15 protein-coding genes are annotated in these 18,722 nt (G+C 65.6%); 13 read left to right on the top strand and 2 right to left on the bottom strand.

Going from position 1 to position 18,722, the window contains the following annotated elements; all coding sequences use genetic code 11:
* Positions 1–71: 71 nt before the first annotated feature.
* Positions 72–1,094, top strand: coding sequence for a trypsin-like peptidase domain-containing protein (locus tag KQ303_RS01695; protein WP_259728930.1), 1,023 nt, complete (start codon positions 72–74; stop codon positions 1,092–1,094).
* A gap of 46 nt (positions 1,095–1,140) precedes the next feature.
* Positions 1,141–1,854 carry a ribose-5-phosphate isomerase RpiA gene (gene rpiA / locus KQ303_RS01690; RefSeq protein WP_259728876.1) on the top strand — a complete coding sequence of 238 codons (714 nt, stop codon included), beginning with the start codon at positions 1,141–1,143 and terminating at the stop codon, positions 1,852–1,854.
* Between the two features lie 48 nt (positions 1,855–1,902).
* On the opposite strand, the gene hisD is transcribed toward rpiA, so the two are convergent.
* Positions 1,903–3,186 (bottom strand): histidinol dehydrogenase, encoded by a 1,284-nt coding sequence (gene hisD, locus KQ303_RS01685; RefSeq protein ID WP_094510427.1) that lies wholly within the window; start codon positions 3,184–3,186, stop codon positions 1,903–1,905.
* A 131-nt stretch (positions 3,187–3,317) separates the two neighbouring features.
* On the opposite strand from hisD, the gene rpsT reads away from it, so the two are divergent.
* The 7 genes from rpsT (at position 3,318) to rlmN (ending at position 15,514) form a co-directional block, all read left to right on the top strand.
* Positions 3,318–3,626 (top strand): 30S ribosomal protein S20, encoded by a 309-nt coding sequence (gene rpsT / locus KQ303_RS01680; RefSeq protein ID WP_094510212.1) that lies wholly within the window; start codon positions 3,318–3,320, stop codon positions 3,624–3,626.
* A gap of 202 nt (positions 3,627–3,828) precedes the next feature.
* Positions 3,829–4,662 (top strand): TatD family hydrolase, encoded by an 834-nt coding sequence (locus KQ303_RS01675; protein WP_259728875.1) that lies wholly within the window; start codon positions 3,829–3,831, stop codon positions 4,660–4,662.
* 232 nt (positions 4,663–4,894) lie between these two features.
* The gene (rpoB, locus tag KQ303_RS01670; protein WP_094510214.1) at positions 4,895–8,191 is read left to right on the top strand and encodes a DNA-directed RNA polymerase subunit beta; all 3,297 of its coding nucleotides are present in this window, start codon (positions 4,895–4,897) and stop codon (positions 8,189–8,191) included.
* A gap of 54 nt (positions 8,192–8,245) precedes the next feature.
* Positions 8,246–10,150: a DNA-directed RNA polymerase subunit gamma gene (locus tag KQ303_RS01665; protein WP_094510215.1), complete on the top strand. Its 1,905-nt coding sequence runs from the start codon at positions 8,246–8,248 to the stop codon at positions 10,148–10,150.
* A 61-nt stretch (positions 10,151–10,211) separates the two neighbouring features.
* Positions 10,212–14,282 carry a DNA-directed RNA polymerase subunit beta' gene (locus tag KQ303_RS01660; RefSeq protein WP_259728874.1) on the top strand — a complete coding sequence of 1,357 codons (4,071 nt, stop codon included), beginning with the start codon at positions 10,212–10,214 and terminating at the stop codon, positions 14,280–14,282.
* Positions 14,283–14,285: 3 nt separating this feature from the next.
* The gene (locus tag KQ303_RS01655; protein ID WP_094510217.1) at positions 14,286–14,444 is read left to right on the top strand and encodes a chlorophyll a/b-binding protein; all 159 of its coding nucleotides are present in this window, start codon (positions 14,286–14,288) and stop codon (positions 14,442–14,444) included.
* A 20-nt stretch (positions 14,445–14,464) separates the two neighbouring features.
* Positions 14,465–15,514, top strand: coding sequence for a 23S rRNA (adenine(2503)-C(2))-methyltransferase RlmN (rlmN, locus tag KQ303_RS01650; RefSeq protein WP_259728873.1), 1,050 nt, complete (start codon positions 14,465–14,467; stop codon positions 15,512–15,514).
* A gap of 166 nt (positions 15,515–15,680) precedes the next feature.
* Here rlmN and KQ303_RS01645 read toward each other — a convergent pair whose 3' ends face one another.
* Positions 15,681–16,967 (bottom strand): AmpG family muropeptide MFS transporter, encoded by a 1,287-nt coding sequence (locus tag KQ303_RS01645; RefSeq protein WP_259728872.1) that lies wholly within the window; start codon positions 16,965–16,967, stop codon positions 15,681–15,683.
* 63 nt (positions 16,968–17,030) lie between these two features.
* Between KQ303_RS01645 and KQ303_RS01640 the strand changes: the two genes are divergently transcribed.
* From KQ303_RS01640 to KQ303_RS01625, 4 genes are read left to right on the top strand one after another with little or no spacing between them, the layout of a single operon-like run.
* On the top strand, positions 17,031–17,156 hold the full coding sequence (locus KQ303_RS01640) for a hypothetical protein (RefSeq protein ID WP_255099860.1): 126 nt from the start codon (positions 17,031–17,033) through the stop codon (positions 17,154–17,156).
* 20 nt (positions 17,157–17,176) lie between these two features.
* On the top strand, positions 17,177–17,992 hold the full coding sequence (locus tag KQ303_RS01635; protein WP_094510218.1) for a HEAT repeat domain-containing protein: 816 nt from the start codon (positions 17,177–17,179) through the stop codon (positions 17,990–17,992).
* 56 nt (positions 17,993–18,048) lie between these two features.
* Positions 18,049–18,261 (top strand): DUF2997 domain-containing protein, encoded by a 213-nt coding sequence (locus tag KQ303_RS01630; RefSeq protein WP_259728871.1) that lies wholly within the window; start codon positions 18,049–18,051, stop codon positions 18,259–18,261.
* 27 nt (positions 18,262–18,288) lie between these two features.
* Positions 18,289–18,681 (top strand): DUF1257 domain-containing protein, encoded by a 393-nt coding sequence (locus tag KQ303_RS01625; RefSeq protein WP_094510220.1) that lies wholly within the window; start codon positions 18,289–18,291, stop codon positions 18,679–18,681.
* The last annotated feature ends 41 nt before the right edge of the window (positions 18,682–18,722 follow it).

Here is an 18,722-nt window from a genome sequence, read left to right as displayed (position 1 = left end):
ACACGGCTGCAGCCAGCACAGCCGGAGCCGATACGGCCGCGCCTCCCAGTGCCCCGTCCCCAGCGGCTGCGATGGTTCCACCCCACAGCTTCGTGTCGCAGGCCGCCCGGCGGGTGGGGGAATCGGTGGTGCGGATCGACACCGAGCGCAGTGTGGCGCGCCAGGCCTTCGACCCCGCCTTGCTCGATCCATTGCTGCGTGATCTCTTCGGTGACCCCTCCAGCAGCACCCGGGAGCGGGGTCAGGGCTCCGGCGTGGTGATCGATGCCTCCGGGTTGGTGCTCACCAACGCCCATGTGGTGGATCGGGCCGATCTGGTGGAGGTCACCCTCGCTGACGGCCGCCAGCTGGATGGCCGGGTGGTGGGCGCCGATCCGGTCACCGACCTGGCGGTGGTGCGCATCGACGCCTCGCCCGATCTGGTTGCCGCTCCCCTTGGTGATTCCGAGGCCCTGGAAGTGGGTGACTGGGCCATCGCCCTGGGCAGCCCCTACGGACTGGAGCGCACGGTCACACTCGGCATCGTCAGCAGCCTGCACCGCAACATCACCAGCCTTGGCTTCGCCGACAAGCGGCTTGATCTGATCCAGACCGACGCCGCCATCAATCCCGGCAATTCCGGGGGGCCACTGATCAATGCCAGCGGAGAGGTGATCGGCATCAATACCTTGGTGCGCTCCGGTCCCGGTGCGGGTCTGGGCTTCGCCATCCCGATCAACCTGGCCCGGCGGGTGTCCGACCAGCTGCGCACCGGTGGCCAGGTGGTGCATCCCTACCTGGGCCTCCAGCTGGTGCCGCTCACTGCCCGCCGCGCCCGTGACAACAACCGTGATCCCGATGCGATTCTCCAGCTGCCGGAGCGCGATGGCGCGTTGGTGCAGCGTGTGCTGCCCGACAGCCCGGCCGAAACCGCCGGCCTGCGCCGCGGCGACCTGGTGGTGGCGGCGGCCGATCGGCCGGTGCGGGATCCAGCCAGCCTGCTGGAGCAGGTGGAGGCTTCCAAGGTCGGAGAAAGCCTGCCGCTGAAAGTGGTGCGTGGTGCCCGCGAACTGCAGCTCTCGATCCGTCCCGGCGCCCTGCCCCACCCCGCCTGAGCCTGGCAGCGCCCTTGCTACGGTCACGGCCTTTGGCGCGCCTTCGATGTCAGATCTGCAGGACCGCATGAAGCAGGCGGTGGCTGCTGCGGCCGTTGACCAGATCCGGGATGGCATGGTGCTGGGTCTGGGCTCAGGCTCCACGGCTGCCTTGATGATCAAGGAGCTGGGCGCCAAGCTCAGCCGGGGTGAACTCACCGACATCGTGGGCGTGACCACGTCGTTTCAAGGCGAAGTGCTGGCTGCGGAGCTCGGCATCCCGCTGCAGAGCCTCAACGCGGTGGAGCGGATCGACCTGGCGATCGACGGTGCCGATGAAGTCGACCCCAACTTCCAGCTGATCAAGGGCGGCGGTGCCTGCCATGTGCAGGAAAAGCTGGTGGCGCGCCGTGCCCAGCGCTTCGTTGTGGTGGTGGATTCCACCAAGCTCGTGGAACGGCTCAATCTGGGTTTTCTTCTGCCGGTGGAGGTGCTGCCCGCCGCCTGGCGTCAGGTGAAGTCGGAGCTGGAGGTGATCGGCGCGGAGGTGGAGCTGCGCATGGCCGTGCGCAAGGCCGGCCCGGTGGTGACCGACCAGGGCAATCTCGTGCTCGACCTGAAGTTCCCCGGCGGGATCGGCGACCCGGTTTCGCTGGAGCAGGAGATCAACAACATCCCCGGCGTGCTTGAAAACGGTCTGTTCGTCAACCTGGCCGACCAGGTGCTGGTGGGTCAGATCACCGATGGCGTGCCCGAGGTGAAAGACCTGCCGAAGCGCTGACCGGCGTCAGCGGTTGTGGCGGTGTGACAAGAGCGGTTGCGGCGGGCTTCAGTTCAGCCGCAGCCGCACCGATTCCGCATGGCTGTGCAGGCCTTCACTGTCCGCCAGGGCGATCACGGCGGGGCCGGTGGCCTCCAGGGCCTGGCGGTTGAACTGGATCAGGCTGGTGTGGCGGAGAAAGGTTTCCACGCTGAGGGCGCCGGCGAAGCGGGCCGTGCCTGAAGTGGGCAGGGTGTGGTTGGGGCCGGCCAGGTAGTCGCCCACCGCCTCAGGGCTCCAGGGGCCGAGGAAGATCGCTCCGGCATGACGGATGTGGTCGGCCAGTGGGGCTGGCCGCTCCACCAGCAGCTCAAGGTGTTCCGGAGCGAAGCGGTCGCTGAGCCGAGCCGCCTCTTCCAGCGATGCGCAGATGCCGATCAGCCCCCAGTCGCGCAGGGCGGTGGCCGCCAGTTCCGCCCGGGGGTGGTTGCGCAACTGGGCTTCCACCTCATGCTGCACGGCCTTGGCCACGGCGGCACTGGTGGTAAGCAGGATTGCCGCCGCCATCGGGTCGTGCTCCGCCTGCGCCAGCAGATCGGCCGCCACATGGGTGGGATTGGCGCTCTGGTCGGCGATCACCAGGACCTCGCTCGGGCCGGCGAGGGAATCGATCGCCACCCGGCCGTACACCGCTTTCTTGGCCAGGGTCACGTAAAGGTTGCCCGGGCCGGTGATCACATCCACGCGCGGGATCGAATCCGTGCCGTAGGCGAGCGCCCCGATCGCCTGGGCCCCTCCGACGCGGTAGATCTCACGGATGCCGGCCAGGTGGGCCGCTGCCAGCACGATCGGGTTGGGCCAGCCGTCGGGACCCGGTGGGGTCACCATCACCAGGCGCTGAACGCCCGCCACAGTGGCGGGGACCGCATTCATCAGCACGGTGCTGGGGTAAGAGGCCCGGCCGCCAGGCACATACAGCCCGGCCCGATCCACCGGGCTCCAGCGCCGGCCCAGGCGCTCGCCATGCACGCCGCTGACGCTGATGTCGCGGGGCAGCTGGCGCTGGTGGAAATCGAGGATGCGGCGATGGGCCAGCTCCAGGGCACTGCGCAGGTCTGCGGGGCAGGTGCGCCAGGCTTCGGCGAGCGTTTCCGCCGGAATGCGCAGGGGGTCGGGCCGCACACCATCGAAGCGTTCGGTGAGATCCAGCAGCGCTTGATCCCCTTCCAGGCGCACCCGCTCGAGGATCGCGTCCACCTGCCGTGCGGCCTCGCTCATCTCGGCGCTGCCGGTGCGCTGGGCGATCTCCTCCAGCCGGCTGCCGATCGCCTCCGGTTCCTGGAGCACCTGCATCGCCAGAGCTGCTGGTGCGTTGGTCACCGGGGGCCTCGTGCGTGTCGGTTGAGGCTAGATCCCCGCCCCTGGGCAGGTCGGCAGGGTTGAAGGTAGGATCAGCGACTGCCGATTCAGCGCCGAACCCGCCTGTGGCCAATAACAAATCCTCGAAGAAGCGCATCCTGGTTGCCGAGCGCAACTGGCTGAAGAACCGCTCCTATAAGTCGGCTGTGCGCACGCTCATGAAGCGCTGCCTCACCGCCGTCTCCAGCTACGAGCAGCAGCCTGGCGATGAGGCCAAGGAAGCGGTTCGCAGCTCCATGAATGCGGCCTTCAGTAAGATCGACAAGGCCGTCAAGCGCGGCGTTCTTCACCGCAACACCGGCGCCAACCAGAAGTCCCGGCTCAGCCACGCCGTGAAACAGGCGATCGAGCCGGCGACAGCCCCGAAGGCCTGATCGCCCGCCGGGGTTTCTCTCCTTTGTCCATCAGCGCAGCTCACTGCCTGAGCTTGCAGGCACTGCAGCCCCGGCAGATGTCCTACAGGTGCCACCCCCTCCTCCAAGCTGCCCTCCCCTGCAGGGCTCCTTGCAGTCCAGGGCACTACCTCGTCTCCACCTCTCTGTCCGGTCTACGCCGCTGCCCTTCCACGCCGCCGTCATGACAGGCCAGTCCGCGCCAGCACTGACCACGCCAGCACTGATCGACAGCCACTGCCATCTGGTGTTTCGCAACTTCGAGCACGATCTCGAGGAAGTGATTCAGCGTTGGCGCCAGGCCGGGGTGGTCTCCGTGCTTCACGCCTGCGTCGAACCTGCCGAGATTCCGGCGATTCGCGCCCTTGCCGATCGCATCCCTGAGCTGCGCTACTCCGTGGGGGTTCATCCGCTCGACACCGAGCATTGGCAGGACGACACCCCCGCGGTGCTGCGCGCTGCCGCTCAGGCCGATGGGCGGGTGGTGGCGATCGGGGAGCTGGGCCTTGACAGCTTCCGCGCCACCAATCTTCAGGTGCAGCTTGACATCCTGCGTCCGCAGCTGGACCTGGCCGTGGAGCTGGATCTCCCGGTGATCATCCACTGCCGCGATGCGGCCGAACCCATGTTGGCCGAGCTGCGAGCCCGGCAGAGCGAAGGACGCTGCCCCCGCGGGGTGATGCACTGCTGGGGCGGAACCCCTGAAGAAATGGAAGGTTTTCTGGAGCTGGGGCTGCTGATCAGCTTCAGCGGCACCGTCACCTTCGCCAAAGCCGAAGCCACCCACGCCTGTGCCCGCCAGGTGCCGGCCGACCGCTATCTGGTGGAAACCGATTGCCCGTTCCTCGCACCGGTCCCCCGTCGGGGCAAGCGCAATGAACCCTCCTTTGTGGCCTCAGTGGCCGAGCGGATGGCTGTGTTGCGCGGGGAAACCCTCACAGAAGTGGCGGCTTGCAGCACCGCCAATGCGGTAGGTCTTTTTCGACTTCCTGTGACATCCATTCCTCAATGTGTATGATGTTTTATTGGTCTGGCAGAGCGAGCGCTCCATTGTCGACGTCAGCAGTCTTGAACCGAGCTCCATAGGCCGGATTCAGGCGGGCCGCCCCTTCCGGCCCCACCCGCCTGATCCGCCCGTTTCCAGCGCGCAGGCGGCTCATTCCCCCTTGTCTTGAGCCCCCCAGGGCATTTCAAGCCGCTGACGCCCCCGTTCCAGGTCACTCCTCCCCCTCCGTACTGCAGGTCCCCGCATGAGCAGCGCGATCCAGGTCGCCAAGACCGCCACTTACCTGCCCGATCTCGTGGAGGTACAGAGGGCGAGCTTCAAATGGTTCCTGGAGAAAGGGCTGATCGAGGAGCTCGACAGCTTCTCCCCGATCACCGACTACACGGGAAAGCTTGAGCTGCATTTCGTCGGCGATCAATACCGGCTGAAGCGCCCCCGCCACGATGTGGAAGACGCCAAGCGTCGTGACGCCACGTTCGCCTCGCAGATGTATGTCACCTGCAGGCTGGTCAACAAGGAAACCGGTGAGATCAAGGAGCAGGAGGTCTTCATCGGTGAGCTGCCGCTGATGACCGAGCGCGGCACCTTCATCATCAACGGCGCTGAGCGCGTGATCGTCAACCAGATCGTGCGCAGCCCCGGCGTCTACTTCAAGGAAGAGCCCGACCCCAAGACCGGTCGCAAGACCTACAACGCCAGTGTCATCCCCAACCGCGGTGCCTGGCTGAAGTTTGAAACCGATAAGAACGAGCTCATGCACGTCCGGGTCGACAAGACCCGCAAGATCAACGCTCACGTGCTGATGCGGGCCATGGGCCTCTCAGACGTCGACGTGCTCGACAAACTGCGGCACCCCGACTATTACCGCAAGACGATCGAAACAGCCACCAACGTCGAGCTGATCACCTCCCAGGATCAGGCTCTGCTGGAGCTCTACAAGAAGCTGCGTCCAGGCGAGCCCCCGTCGGTAAGCGGTGGCCAGCAGTTGCTGGATTCCCGCTTCTTCGATGCCAAGCGCTACGACCTCGGCCGGGTCGGCCGTTACAAGATCAACAAGAAGCTCCGGCTCACGGTTCCCGACGAAACCCGGGTGCTCACCAAGGAGGAGTTGCTCTCCACCCTTGACTACCTGATCGGCCTGCAGCTCGGACAGCCCGGCTACGAAGTCGACGACATCGATCACCTCGGCAATCGCCGTGTCCGCTCGGTGGGCGAGCTGCTCCAGAACCAGGTGCGCGTCGGCCTCAACCGGCTGGAGCGGATCATCAAGGAGCGCATGACCGTCGGTGAGACCGAGTCGCTCACCCCGGCTCAGCTGGTGAACCCCAAGCCCCTGGTGGCGGCGATCAAGGAGTTCTTCGGCTCCAGCCAGCTCAGCCAGTTCATGGACCAGACCAATCCTCTGGCCGAGCTCACCCACAAACGCCGCATCAGCGCCCTCGGCCCTGGGGGCCTCACGCGGGAGCGCGCCGGCTTCGCCGTGCGTGACATTCACCCCTCCCACTACGGCCGCATCTGCCCGATCGAGACGCCGGAAGGGCCGAACGCCGGTCTGATCGGCTCGCTCGCCACCCACGCGCGGGTTAACGAATACGGCTTCATCGAAACTCCCTTCTGGCGCGTTGAGGATGGCATCGTCCTGAAGCAGGGCGACCCGATCTATCTCTCGGCCGACCTCGAAGACGAGTGTCGCGTTGCTCCTGGCGACGTGGCCACCGACGCCGAGGGACGCATTCAGGCCGAACTGGTTCCGGTCCGCTACCGCCAGGATTTCGAAACCGTTCCTCCCACCCAGGTGGACTACGTCCAGCTGTCGCCGGTGCAGGTGATTTCGGTGGCCACCTCCTTGATCCCCTTCCTGGAGCACGACGACGCCAACCGTGCCCTGATGGGCTCGAACATGCAGCGTCAGGCGGTCCCCCTGCTCCGGCCCGAGCGGCCGCTGGTGGGCACTGGTCTGGAAACCCAGGTCGCGCGCGACTCCGGCATGGTGCCGATCACCCGTGTCAACGGTGTGGTCACCTTCGTGGATGCCACGGCGATCGTGATCCGCGATGTCGACGGTGTCGACCATCCCCACCTGCTGCAGAAGTACCAGCGCTCCAACCAGGACACCTGCTTGAACCAGCGCCCGATCGTCAAGCAGGGTGATGCGGTGATCGCCGGCCAGGTGCTGGCCAATGGATCTGCCTGCGAGGGGGGTGAGATTGCCCTGGGCCAGAACGTGCTGATCGCCTACATGCCCTGGGAGGGCTACAACTACGAAGACGCCATCCTGGTGAGCGAACGGCTCGTGCAGGACGACCTCTACACCTCGGTGCACATCGAGAAGTACGAGATCGAAGCCCGCCAGACCAAGCTCGGACCCGAGGAGATCACGCGGGAAATCCCCAATGTGGCGGAAGAGAGCCTCGGTAATCTCGATGAAATGGGCATCATCCGTATCGGCGCTTATGTCGAATCGGGTGACATCCTCGTCGGCAAGGTCACGCCCAAAGGGGAATCCGATCAGCCGCCGGAAGAGAAGCTGCTGCGTGCGATCTTCGGTGAGAAGGCTCGCGATGTGCGCGACAACTCTCTGAGGGTGCCCAACACCGAACGGGGCCGCGTGGTGGACGTGCGCATCTACACCCGCGAGCAGGGCGATGAACTGCCGCCGGGCGCGAACATGGTGGTGCGCGTCTATGTGGCCCAGCGCCGCAAGATTCAGGTGGGCGACAAGATGGCCGGTCGCCACGGCAACAAGGGCATCATCAGCCGCATTCTTCCCCGTGAAGACATGCCCTACCTTCCCGATGGTTCCCCCATCGACATCGTGCTGAACCCGCTGGGTGTGCCCTCCCGGATGAACGTCGGCCAGGTGTTCGAGTGCCTGATGGGCTGGGCTTCCTCCCACCTGGGTTGCCGCGTGAAGGTGGTGCCCTTCGATGAGATGCACGGGGATGAAACCTCCAAGAACACCGTGCAGAAGTACCTCGAAGAAGCTGCCAATCAACCCGGCAAAGACTGGGTCTATGACCCCGAGAACCCCGGCAAGATCCAGCTGATCGACGGTCGCACCGGCGAGAAGTTCGACCAACCGGTCACCGTGGGCTATGCCCACATCCTCAAGCTGGTGCACCTTGTCGACGACAAGATCCACGCCCGCTCCACCGGCCCTTACTCGCTCGTCACCCAGCAGCCTCTCGGCGGCAAAGCCCAACAGGGCGGCCAGCGGCTCGGGGAAATGGAGGTCTGGGCCCTGGAGGCCTACGGCGCCGCGTACACGCTGCAGGAGCTGCTCACCGTCAAGTCCGACGACATGCAGGGCCGCAACGAGGCGCTCAACGCCATCGTCAAGGGCAAGCCCATCCCTCGCCCCGGCACACCTGAGTCGTTCAAGGTGCTGATGCGCGAGCTCCAGTCCCTGGGTCTGGACATCGCGGTGTACACCGACGAAGGCGTCGAGGTTGACCTCATGCAGGACGTCAATCCTCGCCGCAGCACCCCCAACCGGCCCACCTACGAGTCGCTCGGCGTCGCGGATTTCGACGACGACTGAAGATCCACGCCTGATCCGTTCCGTACTCCTTGACGTCCGCGCGACACCCCGGCCATGACCAACAGCAACCTCCGCACCGAAAACCACTTCGACTACGTCAAGATCACGCTCGCCTCCCCCGAGCGGATCATGCAGTGGGGGCAACGCACCCTGCCGAACGGTCAGGTGGTCGGTGAGGTCACCAAGCCTGAGACGATCAACTACCGCACGCTCAAGCCCGAGATGGACGGGCTGTTCTGCGAAAAGATCTTCGGCCCTTCCAAGGATTGGGAGTGCCATTGCGGCAAGTACAAGCGGGTGCGCCACCGCGGCATCGTCTGTGAGCGCTGCGGGGTGGAGGTCACCGAGAGCCGGGTGCGTCGTCACCGCATGGGCTTCATCAAGCTGGCGGCTCCGGTGTCGCACGTTTGGTATCTGAAGGGGATCCCCAGCTACGTGGCGATCCTGCTGGACATGCCCCTGCGGGATGTGGAGCAGATCGTTTATTTCAACTGCTACGTGGTGCTCGAAAAGGGCGACCACAAGGACCTCACCTACAAGCAACTGCTCACGGAAGATGAGTGGCTGGAGATCGAGGATCAGATCTACGCCGAGGACTCGGAGATCGAGAACGAGCCCATCGTGGGCATCGGTGCGGAAGCTCTCAAGCAGCTGCTTGTCGACCTCAACCTCACCGAGATCGCTGAACAGCTCCGCGAGGACATCGCCGGCAGCAAGGGTCAGAAGCGGGCCAAGCTGATCAAGCGCCTGCGGGTGATCGACAACTTCATCGCCACCAATGCCCGGCCGGAGTGGATGGTGCTTGATGCCATCCCCGTGATTCCGCCGGATCTGCGCCCGATGGTGCAGCTCGATGGTGGCCGTTTCGCCACCTCCGACCTCAACGATCTCTACCGCCGGGTCATCAACCGCAACAACCGCCTGGCGCGGCTGCAGGAGATCCTGGCTCCCGAGATCATCGTCCGCAACGAAAAGCGGATGCTGCAGGAGGCTGTCGATGCCCTGATCGACAACGGCCGCAGGGGCCGCACCGTGGTGGGCGCCAACAACAGGCCGCTCAAGTCCCTCAGCGACATCATTGAGGGCAAGCAGGGGCGCTTCCGCCAGAACCTGCTGGGCAAACGGGTCGACTATTCCGGCCGGTCCGTGATCGTGGTGGGCCCCAAGCTGAAGATGCATCAGTGCGGTCTGCCCAAGGAGATGGCGATCGAGCTGTTCCAGCCGTTCGTGATCCACCGGCTGATCCGTCAGAACATCGTCAATAACATCAAGGCGGCCAAGAAGCTGATTCAGCGCGCCGACGACGAAGTGATGCAGGTGCTTCAGGAGGTGATTGAAGGTCACCCGATCCTGCTGAACCGGGCCCCCACGCTGCACCGTCTCGGCATTCAGGCGTTCGAGCCCAAGCTGGTGGATGGTCGCGCCATCCAGCTGCACCCGCTGGTGTGCCCTGCGTTCAACGCCGACTTCGACGGTGACCAGATGGCCGTGCACGTGCCACTGGCGATCGAAGCTCAGACGGAGGCTCGCATGTTGATGCTGGCCAGCAACAACATCCTCTCGCCGGCCACCGGCGAGCCGATCATCACCCCCTCCCAGGACATGGTGCTGGGCATCTACTACCTCACGGCTCTCGATCGCAATGAGGCGAAGCCGGCCTTCGGTGACAGGAGCCGCACCTTCGCTGGCCTGGCCGATGTGCTCAATGCCTTCGATGAGAAGCACCTCGCCCTGCACAACTGGGTGTGGGTTCGCTTCTCCGGTGAGATCGACGACGAGGACGAAAGTGATGTTCCCCTCAAGCAGGAAACGCTCAGCGATGGCACCCGCATCGAGCAATGGAAATACCGCCGCGACCGCTTCGATGAAGACGGTGCTCTCATCAGCCGCTACCTGCTCACCACTGTCGGCCGCGTCGTGATGAACGTCACCATCATCGATGCGGTGGCCGCCGTCTGAAGGCTCAGTTCCGCCCGAGTTGTTTCTGCCCTCCTCCACCCGCCTTCCTCCGCGCCCCCCCATGACCAGCACACCTTCCACCTCCACGTCCGATCAGGGTCGCCGCAACGCTCCCCTGACCAAAGAAGCCCCCCGCTTCATCAACAAGGAGATCAACAAGAAGGCGTTGCGCAACCTGGTGGCGTGGGCCTATAAGCACCACGGCACAGCGGCCACCGCCTCGATGGCGGATGAGCTGAAGGACCTTGGCTTCCACTACGCCACTCAGGCGGCCGTGTCGATCTCGGTGGAAGATCTGCGGATTCCGGTTCAGAAGGTGCGCCTCCTCGAGGAAGCCGAGCAGCAGATCACCGATACCGAAGAACGCTATCGGCTCGGCGAAATCACCGAGGTGGAGCGCCATACCAAGGTGATCGACACCTGGACCGAAACAAACGAGCGTCTGGTCGAGGAAGTCAAGAAGAACTTCAACGACAACGACCCGCTCAACTCCGTCTGGATGATGGCCAACTCCGGCGCCCGGGGCAACATGTCCCAGGTGCGGCAGTTGGTGGGCATGCGCGGCCTGATGGCCAACCCTCAGGGGGAGATCATTGACCTGCCGATCCGCACCAACTTCCGCGAAGGGCTCACGGTCACCGAGTACGTGATCTCGTCCTACGGCGCCCGCAAGGGTCTGGTGGACACGGCTCTGCGTACCGCCGACTCCGGCTACCTCACCCGCCGTCTGGTGGACGTGGCCCAGGACGTGATCGTGCGGGAAGACGACTGCGGCACCACCCGCGGCATCCCCATTCAGGCCGATGAAAAGGGCCGTTTCCAGGCCAAGCTGGTCGGCCGCCTGGCCGCGGAGCCCGTGGTGGCTTCCTCCGGCGAGGTGCTGGTCGAGCGTGATGGCGAAATCGATAAGCCGATCACGGCGCTGATCGAAGCCGCCGGTGTGCGCACCGTGCTGGTGCGCTCTCCGCTCACCTGTGAGGCCGCCCGTTCGGTTTGCCGCAAGTGCTACGGCTGGGCTCTGGCCCACAACCAGCTGGTGGATCTGGGTGAAGCCGTCGGCATCATCGCTGCTCAGTCGATCGGTGAGCCCGGCACCCAGCTCACCATGCGCACCTTCCACACTGGTGGTGTGTCCACGGCCGAAACTGGCGTGGTGCGCTCGCTGCTGGAAGGGGTGGCGGAATTCGGCCCCAAGGCCCGGGTGCGTCAGCACCGCACGCCCCATGGCGTGGAGGCTCAGATCGCCGAAACCGATTTCACCCTTTCGGTGATTCCGAGTGCCAAGGGCAAGGTGCAGAAGGTGGATGTCACTAGCGGCTCCATCCTGTTCGTCTCCAACGGCCAATCGATCCCGGCGGACACGGTCCTGGCCCAGATCTCGGCCGGCACGTCCGTCAAGAAGAGCGTGGAGAAGGGAACCAAAGACGTGATCTGTGACCTGGCCGGGCAGGTGCGCTATGAGGACGTGATCCAACCTCGGGAAGTCACCGACCGCCAGGGCAACATCACCCTCAAGGCTCAGCGCCTGGGCCGGATGTGGGTGCTGGCCGGCGATGTGTACAACCTTCCTCCCAATGCCCAGCCCGTGGTGGCCGGCAACAAGCCCGTCACCACCGGCGATGTGCTCGCCGAGAGCCGGCTCGTCAGTGAGCACGGTGGTGCTGTGCGCCTGCGGGAATCGGCGGGCGATTCGCGTGAAGTGCAGATCGTCACCGCGAGCCTCACCCTCAAGGATTGCAAGCTGGTGCATGAATCCACCCATTCGGGGGAAACCTGGCACCTGGAAGGCAAGGACAATTCCCGCTACGTGGTGCGCACCCACCCTGGCAGCAAGATCGGCACCGGCGAAGTGATTGCCGAGCTGGCAGATGACCGCTTCCGTACCCAGACGGGCGGCATGGTGAAGTACGCCCCCGGCCTCTCGATCAAGAAGGCCCGGTCGGCCAAGAACGGCTACGAGGTGTCCAAAGGCGGCACCCTGCTGTGGATTCCCACCGAAACCCATGAGATCAACAAGGACATCTCCCTGTTGATGATTGAGGACGGCCAGTGGATTGAAGCCGGCACTGAAGTCGTCAAGGACATCTTCAGCCAGATCGCTGGCATCGTCACCGTCACCCAGAAGAACGACATCCTTCGCGAGATCATCGTTCGCTCCGGCACTCTCCACCTTGTCTCGGACAGCAAGGTGCTGGGCCGCTACGCCGATGAAGGCAAGCTGCACAATCCTGGGGAGGAAATCGCTCCGGGCCTTGTCACCGAGGCGATGGTGTATGTCGAGGCAGTGGATACTCCCGAAGGAGGAGCGCTGCTGCTGCGTCCGGTGGAGGAATACACCATTCCCGATCAGGCCCACCTTCCTGAACTGGGTACCATCAAGCAGAACGGCGGACCGTCGCTCGGTCTCAAAGCCACCCAGCGTCTCACCTACAAAGACGGTGAGGTGATCAAGTCGGTGGAGGGCGTAGAACTGCTGCGCACCCAGTTGATTCTTGAAACCTTCGACACCACCCCCCAGATGACGGTGGATGTGGAAGTGGTGCCCGACAAACGTGCCAAGACGATCGAACGCCTGCAGCTGGTGATTCTCGAAACCCTGCTCGTGCGCCGCGACACCCTCTCCGACGCCAGCCACGGCTCCACCCACACCAAGCTCCAGGTTGAGGACGGCGTGGCCGTCAAGAGCGGCGACGTGGTCGCCACCACCCAGATCCTCTGCAAGGAGAACGGCCTGGTTCAGCTGCCTGACCCGGTGGATGGGGAGCCCGTCCGCCGTCTGATCGTCGAGCGTGCTCACGACACCAAAGACGTCGACTGCGGCTCGGCCGCGATCGCAGTCACGGTCGGTCAGCGCCTCGTCGATGGTGAGCTCCTCGCCGAAGGCATCCGCGCCGACTGCTGCGGCCAGGTGGAGGCGATCAGCGGCAGCACGATCACGATCCGTCTCGGCCGCCCCTACATGGTGTCCCCCGATTCGGTCCTGCACGTCCGCGACGGTGAACTGGTGCAGCGCGGTGATGCTCTGGCGCTGCTGGTGTTTGAGCGCCAGAAAACGGGTGACATCGTTCAGGGTCTGCCCCGCATCGAAGAACTGCTCGAAGCCCGCCGTCCACGTGAATCAGCGGTGCTCTCGCGCAGGTCGGGCACGGTGCAGATCAAGCAGGGCGAAGACGACGACACTGTGACGGTGACGGTGATCGAATCCGACGACGCCCAGACCGACTACCAGCTCTCCCATGGCCGCAATGCCATGGTCAACGACGCGCAGCAGGTGAGTGCCGGTGAGATGCTCACCGACGGCCCGATCAACCCACACGAACTGCTCGAGTGCTACTTCGAGGATCTGCGTTCCCGCAAGCCTTCGATGGAAGCGGCTCAGGAAGCCATCTCCAAGCTTCAGTTCCGCATGGTGCAGGAAGTGCAGAACGTGTACAAATCCCAGGGCGTCACCATCGACGACAAGCACATCGAAGTCATCGTCCGTCAGATGACCAGCAAGGTGCGCATCGAAGATGCCGGTGACACCACCCTGCTGCCGGGCGAACTGATCGAACTGCGCCAGGTGGAGCAGGTGAACCAGGCGATGGCGATCACCGGTGGTGCTCCCGCGGAGTTCACACCAGTGCTGCTGGGTATCACCAAGGCGTCGCTCAACACCGACAGCTTCATCTCTGCCGCCAGCTTCCAGGAAACCACCAGGGTGCTGACCGAAGCAGCGATCGAAGGCAAGAGCGACTGGCTGCGCGGGCTCAAGGAGAACGTCATCATTGGTCGGCTCATCCCCGCCGGTACTGGCTTCGGTGGTTTCGAGGAAGAGCTGCGCAGCGAAGCTGGCCCCCATCCCGACATTCTTGATGAGGAGTCCGGCGGTTACCGCCGCGTGGCCAACCTGCGTCCCGATTACACCGTGGAGATGCCGGCCGCCACGGCTGTCGCCGCCCCCGCGGTGCTCGATGACCCCTCCGAGGACGAGCTCGATGCGGTGCGCAGCAAGCGGGGCATCGAAGCCACGGCCAGCACCTTTGCCGCCTTCGCCCGGCCCAGTGTCGAGGAAGGTCTGGAAGAGGAGCTGATTCCTGATCCAGCCGCCGTGGAAGGATTGCTGGAAGAAGGTCTCCTGAGCGACGACTGATCCATGGTTCTCCAACCCCCGATCGTCCCGCAGCGCCGCCTGCCGCGCTTCGGCTTCCACCACCACACCGAGCTGCTGAACGGCCGCCTCGCCATGCTTGGCTTCATCGCCCTGCTGGCCGTGGAGTGGAAGCTGGGTCATGGCCTGCTGGTGTGGCCCTGACGGCTCCTCCCACAGTTCCCTTGCTGGGCCTCAAGCTTGAGGCCCTGGAAGCCTGGGCGGTGGCCCAGGGCCAGCCCGCCTTCCGCGGCGGCCAACTTCACGAGTGGATCTACGCGAAGGGCGCCCGGCGCTTTGCCGATGTCACCGTGCTGCCGAAGCTCTGGCGTGAGCGGCTCGGCGGCAATCCCGACGTCGAGCAGGCCGATCCGATCGGCCGTTCGCGCGAATTGATTCGCAGCGTGGCCAGCGACGGCACCACCAAACTGTTGTTGGCCACCGCCGATGGGCTGAGCCTCGAGACCGTCGGCATCCCCAGCCGTGACCGGCTCACGGTCTGCGTCTCCAGCCAGGTGGGCTGCCCGATGGCCTGCCGCTTCTGCGCCACAGGCAAGGCCGGCCTTGATCGCTCCCTGGCGGTGCATGAAATCGTTGATCAGGTGCTCACGGTGCGCGAGGTGATGGGGGAGCGCCCCAGCCATGTGGTGTTCATGGGCATGGGTGAGCCGCTGCTCAACATCGAGGCCGTGCTCGGCGCGATCGACTGCCTGTGCACTGATCTCGGCATGGCCCAGCGCCAGATCACCCTGAGCACCGTTGGGGTCGCCCAGACCTTGCCGCAGCTGGCCGAGCGGGCCCTCGAACGGCTCGGCCGCGCCCAGTTCACCCTGGCGGTAAGCCTGCATGCGCCTGATCAGTCGCTGCGGGAGCAGCTGATTCCCACGGCCCGCGCCTACCCACTCGAACGGCTGTTGGACGATTGCCGCCGCTACGTGGCTCTGACCGGTCGGCGTGTGAGCTTCGAGTACATCCTCCTGGGCGGGCTCAACGACCACCCGCGTCAGGCAGTGGCCCTGGCCCAGCTGCTGCGCGGTTTCCAGAGCCACGTGAATCTGATCCCTTACAACCCGATTGAGGAAGAGCAGTTCCAACGCCCCAGCCTGGAGCGGGTCGAGGCCTTCCGGCGTGCCCTCCAGGACCGCCATGTGGCCGTGAGCGTCAGGGCCAGTCGGGGGTTGGATCAGGACGCCGCTTGCGGGCAACTGCGGCGACGGTTGGCACCGACCGGCTGAGGCCTTTCCCCTGAGGCCACGCCGCTGTGGCGCGTGGATGAGACAGGCGCGCCGCCGTTGTACGGCATGCCAGCGCGTCTTTTGCAGACGGCCTCACCCAGGCACGCTGAAGCCGCTGGATCAGGGCCGCTCTCACCCCCAGCCAACAACGACCGTGGGTCACCCGTCAGGTGGCATCGCGGGAGGGATCGAACGCCCCGCGGGCTTCCGCTTCGCTCCAGGGCGTGAGCTGAAGCATCAGCAGGAAGGCTGGCAGCGCTGCCGCCACGGTGAACAGGAAGAACGGTCCCCATCCCGCCCGCTCGGCCACGAGCCCGGCGGGTGCCGCCAGCACCGAGCGGCTCATGGCGTAGACGCCGGAGAACAGGGCGTACTGGGTGGCGGAGAAGCGCGGGTTGCAGAGGCTCATCAGCAGGGCCACGAACACCGCGCCCACCATCCCGCCGGAGAGATTCTCCAGGCTCACCACCGTGATCAGCCCTGCCAGCCCGCCGCCGAACTGGGCGAGTGCCCAGTAGCTGAGATTGCCTAGCGCCCCGGCGACGGCGAACAGCCACAGGGAGCGGTTCATGCCCAGCCGGCTGAACAGCACGCCCCCCAGCACCGTGCCCGCCATCGTGGCGGCCACCGCCCAGCCGCCTTGCACCAGGCCGATGTCGGCGGGGCTGAAGCCCTGGCTGGTCAGGAACGGGATCGCCATGGCGCTCAGCAGGCCATCCGGCCAGCGGTAGAGCAGCACCAGCAGCAGCAGTTGCCAGGAGCGGTTCGGGCCGCTGCGCCGCAGGAATTCCCGGGCTGGGCCCAGCACCGCCTGGCGCAGGCTGGTGACCGGATGGTCGATGGCGGGCAGCCGCGGTGCCGTCAGGGTGAACGGCAGCATGGCGGCGATCAGCACCGCCGAGCCGAGAAAGGCCGCCGGCCAGCCGAAGCGCCCTGCCAGCAGGAATCCCCCTGCCCCCACTGCCAGCATCGCCGCCCGGTAGCCCAGCGAGGCGGCGGCCGCACCGGGCCCCCGCTCCAGTTCCGACAGCAGGTCGGTCCGGTAAGCATCCACGGCGATGTCCTGGGTGGCGCTACAGATCGCCAGCACCAGCGCCATCACGCCGATGGCGGCGAGGCTGGTGGCGTCGGTGCTCGGCCGCAGCAGCGCCATCGCGGCGGTGACCACCACCAGCACCAGCTGCAGCAGCACCAACCAGCCCCGGCGCCGGTCGGGCCAGGGGATCGGCCAGCGATCCAGCAGCGGCGCCCAGAACAGCTTCAAGGTGTAGGGCAATTCGGCCAGGGGAATCAGGCCGATCAACCCCAGCGGTACCTGGCTGGCGCTCAGCCAGCCCTGCAGCAGGCGGCTGCCCACCATGTAGGGAGCACCGCTGGCCACACCGGCGGCCGCCACGGCCACAAGCCGGCGCCAGGACGGAATGGTGGGGGCAGGGCTGGAAACAGGCGGCAAGGGTCCCGTTCACGACTGGGCGAACCCTATGCCTTCAGAATGCCAACACCACCAGGACTTTCCGTGTCGTTCTTTCGCTCCACCCTGCTGCCGGCCGGAATCGTGCTGCTCTTCGGCCTGGCCCTGTTCGCCGTGAGTGCGAGGATCTGGCTTCCCGGCGACATGGCAGCGCCTGCGCCGATTGGATGAGGAGGGGCAGTCTGGTGCCCATGGAAGACGAAGCCAGCAGCGAATCCGTGCCGCCGTTCTCAAGGAGCCCGGCGGAACTGGCGTTCGATCCGGAGCTGCTGGCCGGCGAGCTGGCTCAGGAACTGGCTCTCGATCCGCTCGATGCCATCGACACGCTCGAGCCTGGCCAAGGCGACATCGCCGCTGAGTGCGATCTGGGCCTGGAGCTGCTGGCCGGCAGCCACGACCAGTGCATGCAGGGGCTGCGCATCTTCTGCGAACACCGCGATCCTCGCGCCGTGCCACGGCTGCTGCCGCTGCTGGCTTCCACCTGCCCGATCCTGCGGATGAGCGCGGTGTACGCCCTCGGACGCAACCCCGATCCGCGGGCGGTGGAGCCCTTGCTGGCCCTCCTTCAGGACGATGCCAACGGTTACGTGCGCAAGGCGGTGGCCTGGAGTCTGGGCAATTACCCGGAAGCGCCGGTGCTCAACCCCTTGATCCGGGCGCTTCAGCTCGACATCGCCGCTGTGCGCCTTTGGGCAGCCGGGTCGCTGGCTGACGCCGGCAGCACGGGAGCGGCCAAGGCGGATCAGGCGGCTGCCCAGCTGCTGCTGAGTCTGCGGATCGACAGCGAGCCGGTGGTGCGCAGCAACAGCGCCTGGTCACTCGGCCGCCTGTACGACCATCTCGTCCCCCCACGCCAGTCGGAGCTGGTGGGTGTGCTTGTGGACGTGTTGCTGAACGACAACGACGCCACCGTGCGCGACGAGGCCCGCGTGGCCCTGGAGCAACTGGAGGATCCCTCCGTGCTGGAACGGTTGCAGACACTGGTCGATGAGGGCCTGCTGAACTGAAGCGCCGCACGGTTTGATCGATCCGGCTAGCATCCGGCCACGCTTTCTGCCGCAGGATGGCTCAGCACACCATCCGATTTCGCATCCGGCCCGACGGCACCGTCGAGGAGCTGGTCCATGGATTTCGTGGTGAGGGTTGCCAGCAGCTGACCGAGCGGATCGAATCCAGCCTCGGCAGCGTTCAGCAACGCAGCAGCACGGCGGAAGCCTTCCAGAGCCAGATCCAGACCTCCTCGGCGGCTTTGCCGGTCGAGCAGCGTTCCGCCTGAACCCTTCACCGTTCGCCCCCTGTTTCGATGTCGCACTTCAGCACCGTCAAGACCGAGCTCCGCGACCGTGAGGCCCTTCTCGGCGCCCTGCGTGATCTCGGCCATGAGCCCGATCCGAGCGAGCGTCCGGTGCGCGGCTATCGCGGCCAGACCGTCCTCGCCGACCTTTGCGTGGCGCAAAGTGGTGGCGGCGACATCGGCTTCCGCTGGAATGCCACCAGCAACAGCTACGAGCTGGTGACCGACCTCGATCTGTGGAAGCAGCCCGTGCCTGTGGAGCGCTTCCTGGCCCAGGTCACCCAGCGCTACGCACTCCGTTCCATTCTTGCCGCTTCGGCAGCGGAAGGCTTCCAGGTCACGGAGCAGACCCAGGCCGTCGACGGCAGCATCGAGTTGGTCGTGTCCCGCTGGGACGCCTGAGTCCGTGCCGCCTGACCGGCCCCAGTCCGCCACGGCAGCCA

Origin of the sequence: Synechococcus sp. CS-1333 (assembly GCF_025128015.1) — a bacterium.
Classification (GTDB): Bacteria; Cyanobacteriota; Cyanobacteriia; order PCC-6307; family Cyanobiaceae; genus MW101C3.
The sequence above is the reverse complement of the archived record's forward strand: the minus strand, read 5'-3'. Positions and strand labels throughout refer to the sequence as shown.

What these genes read in the sequence shown, in the direction of transcription:
- KQ303_RS01695 (WP_259728930.1), top strand. Translation starts at nt 72, where the DNA reads ATGGTTCCACCCCACAGCTTCGTGTCGCAGGCCGCCCGGCGGGTGGGG.
- rpiA (WP_259728876.1), top strand. Translation starts at nt 1,141, where the DNA reads ATGTCAGATCTGCAGGACCGCATGAAGCAGGCGGTGGCTGCTGCGGCC.
- hisD (WP_094510427.1), bottom strand. Translation starts at nt 3,186, where the DNA reads ATGCAGGTGCTCCAGGAACCGGAGGCGATCGGCAGCCGGCTGGAGGAG.
- KQ303_RS01675 (WP_259728875.1), top strand. Translation starts at nt 3,829, where the DNA reads ATGACAGGCCAGTCCGCGCCAGCACTGACCACGCCAGCACTGATCGAC.
- rpoB (WP_094510214.1), top strand. Translation starts at nt 4,895, where the DNA reads ATGAGCAGCGCGATCCAGGTCGCCAAGACCGCCACTTACCTGCCCGAT.
- KQ303_RS01665 (WP_094510215.1), top strand. Translation starts at nt 8,246, where the DNA reads ATGACCAACAGCAACCTCCGCACCGAAAACCACTTCGACTACGTCAAG.
- KQ303_RS01660 (WP_259728874.1), top strand. Translation starts at nt 10,212, where the DNA reads ATGACCAGCACACCTTCCACCTCCACGTCCGATCAGGGTCGCCGCAAC.
- KQ303_RS01655 (WP_094510217.1), top strand. Translation starts at nt 14,286, where the DNA reads ATGGTTCTCCAACCCCCGATCGTCCCGCAGCGCCGCCTGCCGCGCTTC.
- KQ303_RS01635 (WP_094510218.1), top strand. Translation starts at nt 17,177, where the DNA reads ATGGAAGACGAAGCCAGCAGCGAATCCGTGCCGCCGTTCTCAAGGAGC.
- KQ303_RS01630 (WP_259728871.1), top strand. Translation starts at nt 18,049, where the DNA reads ATGGCTCAGCACACCATCCGATTTCGCATCCGGCCCGACGGCACCGTC.
- KQ303_RS01625 (WP_094510220.1), top strand. Translation starts at nt 18,289, where the DNA reads ATGTCGCACTTCAGCACCGTCAAGACCGAGCTCCGCGACCGTGAGGCC.